This is a genomic window from Erysipelatoclostridium sp. AM42-17 (genome assembly GCF_003480255.1).
Taxonomy (GTDB): Bacteria; Bacillota_I; Bacilli_A; order Erysipelotrichales; family Coprobacillaceae; genus Faecalibacillus.
On the sequence record NZ_QUIN01000042.1, the window covers coordinates 350 to 3,087 of the forward strand.

The 2,738-nt window shown below is 28.3% G+C and carries 2 protein-coding genes; both read left to right on the forward strand.

All coding sequences use genetic code 11. From position 1 onward, the window contains the following. A partial coding sequence (locus tag DW911_RS10780) for a GBS Bsp-like repeat-containing protein (RefSeq protein ID WP_199669479.1) occupies nucleotides 1-549 on the forward strand: 549 nt, incomplete at its 5' end. 498 nt (nucleotides 550-1,047) lie between these two features. After that, nucleotides 1,048-2,738, forward strand: a 1,691-nt coding sequence (locus DW911_RS10785) for a glucosaminidase domain-containing protein (RefSeq protein ID WP_118607812.1), incomplete at its 3' end; no start/stop codon positions are given.

Consider the following 2,738-nt stretch of genomic DNA (forward strand, 5'->3'; position numbering starts at 1 on the left):
GCAAATGGTGCAAATTCAATAGAAAAATTAGAAGTACCAGTATGGAGCGATAAGAATGGTCAAGATGACATTATATGGTATGTAGCAAAAAAAGAGAAAGAAGGACGCTACAGTGTTATAGTAGATGTAAAAAATCATAAAGGGGATATAGGAAATTATAGCTATGCAGGGTATGCTACATTAAAAAGTGGCATATTTGTAGGATCTAATGATAATAATCAAACAGCAACTGTGGGAGTTCAATTAGGAAGTTTAAAGACAGAAGTTAATAAAAACGAAACCGAAGTAAAAATTGTATTAAAAGATACAGATATAGAATGTATTGGAAAGAACATCGAATATGCTGTATGGAGTGAAGAAGGGGGACAAGATGATTTAAGATGGTATACAGCAGAAAAAGAAGGAGAAGATTACATATCTAACGTCAGTATAAAGAATCATAAGACAACAGGAAGATATCAGGTGCACTGTTATATGATAGATAATGAAGGAAATTATGTATATCTAACAAATACAACATTTGAGATAACAAGATTAAATATCAAATGAGTGCTAAAATTCCTTGAGACGGAATATTTGAATATACGATTTAATAATAAAGAATATAAATGTGCATATCGAGTCAAATGAAGCATATATTAATTTGAAATGAACCGAAATGCTTGAGTACCAAGCAATTCGGTTCATTTTTTAATAATTTAAACAAAGAAAAATTAATTATTATCAAACATAGTTAATGGACTTAAATAAAGTGAATCATCATTTACCGTTGAAAGAAAAAAGATTTACCATGAAATTTATTCTGATAAGAATGACAAAAGGTATAAGTATATTTTAGGCAAATATTTCGTTGTTAAAATAATTATAAAAATTGTTATGAAAATGCATAATGAATTATTTTTTATGAAAGAAGGTTATTTTCAATTCAATCAAATGTTAATTTGTATATTTTATTTGATGTTTATGATTTGATATTTACAATTCTTGTTATTTAATCGTATTTTTTGTATAATTTTATAGAGTATTTTCAAATTGGGGGTAAATATATTGAAAAAGAAAAATTTAAAAAAAGAATTATCTACATTAGTAGTAACGAGTATGATTGTTGGAAATATTTCTATGATTCATGCATATGATAACTTAAATATAACTAATGATGATAATGTAAGTGTAGAACAACAAGATAATAATAACGATGTTTCTCAAGGTAATGAAGAGATTGTTAATAATAATGCTACAGAACAAAATAATGATGAAGTTATGTCTATAAATGATAATGAAGATAGACAAGTTGTAGGGCAATCATCATTTGTAGATGAAAATGGTAATATTAATACGGTAGATGTTTATGATGGAACAACAGGAGAAGAATATAATCCTAATGCAAGAACTGTTAATACTGCAAACATGGTTAATTTCAATTGCAATAAGTCAAAATCTGCTACTATTTCATATACTGATTTCTATACAGGACAACCGGGATATTTGTTTAATGGTAAGGATATGGTAGCAGATGCAGCGTTTTTGGGTGAAGAAAATGGAAAAGTTAAGTTTATGATTTCTGGTGTTACTGGACTAGTAGATGCCTCATTAGTAGAAATCGTTCCACAAAAAACGTATTATGCAAGTAATTATGAAGTAAATTCAAAAGGGTTATTATATCACTATATATCTACTAATGTTAATGATGTTGGTAATCAAGGAACTAATTATAATTATATAGGAATTGGACCAAGTTATTTAACACCTAATAAGGAATACTATAGCTATGATGGTCATTACTTTTATGAAGATTATAATGTAATGATTAATGATTATAAAAGTGAAACAAGACAACATTCTGTAAATGCAAGCAATCCATATTATAGTTATTATCAATATTTACCTTTTAGAAGTAAAACAAATTATACTGCTTCTGAATTGAATTCAATTATTAATAAGAAGGCTAATTCAAGTCAATCAAAAATGAACAACATAGGTAATAGTTTGATTAATAATCAAAATACATATGGAGTGAATGCACTTATTGTAGCAAGTTTTGCGGCGCTTGAATCTGGATGGGGTAAAAGTACAATCTCTTTACAAAAAAATAATCTATTTGGTATAGGAGCGTTCGATAGTAATCCGTTTGATAATGCGTACAGTTTTAATTCTGTAGATGATTGCATTAAAGAATTTACATCTGGGTTAATGTCTAGAGGTTATTTAAGACCAGGATATAGTAACTTTAGAGGTGGATTTTACGGTGACAAGGCAAGCGGACTTTCTCAATATGCTTCTGATCCATACAGAGGAGAAAAATGTGCTGCAACTGCAGCTACTATGGACAGAGAATTGTCTTCAAAAGATAGCAATTATTATACTATCGGTATAAAAGATTCAAGTTTATTAACTCATACAAATATTGACGTAAAAAAAGAAAGCAATAATCAATCTACAACTTTATATACAACTGTATCAAATGCACCTTATGCTTTTATTGTTAGAAATAAAACCGCAAAAAATGGATATTATCAAGTACAATCAGATGCAGTTTTAACAACTGATAGAAATAGCATGACTAGCAATAGTGAATATTCATACGACAGAGATTATGGATATGTGGAAAATAAATATATAAAAATAGTTAATAGCGGGGTTGATATAAAACCGAGCAAAGCACCAATAATCGAAAGTACAGAAGTCACAAATAAAACAAGTGAAGGATATACAGTAAAATGTATAATTCGAGATGAAGC